The sequence below is a fragment of the Priestia sp. SIMBA_032 genome (genome assembly GCF_046535215.1).
Classification (GTDB): Bacteria; Bacillota; Bacilli; order Bacillales; family Bacillaceae_H; genus Priestia; species Priestia aryabhattai.
In genome coordinates this window covers 1-238 of the sequence record NZ_JAWRXD010001510.1, presented here as the reverse complement: position 1 = coordinate 238, position 238 = coordinate 1, and the positions used below count along the sequence as shown (strand labels likewise).

The window sequence follows — 238 nt, the reverse complement described above, 5'->3', positions numbered from 1 at the left end:
AACGTATATTTGTAACTTTTTCACCGTTTGTTTTATTTGCATCCCACGTATATTGAATACCTGAAATTTGAAGCATTCTTGTTGTTCCTTTTTGCCATTGCTGATTTAAAATATCGCGAATGTCTTGACCTGTTAAATCTACTTTAATCAATTGATTTCCAAAAGGTTGAATGCCGTATAACTCACCCCACGTAATATCACCAGCATCTAAGTCATTACGAATGCCACCAGGATTCAT

General features: G+C 34.9%; 1 protein-coding gene. It reads right to left on the bottom strand.

What is annotated here, in order from left to right; translation table 11 throughout:
- On the bottom strand, positions 1-238 hold a 238-nt coding region (locus tag SB717_RS39340), incomplete at both ends, for a 5'-nucleotidase C-terminal domain-containing protein (protein WP_410908735.1).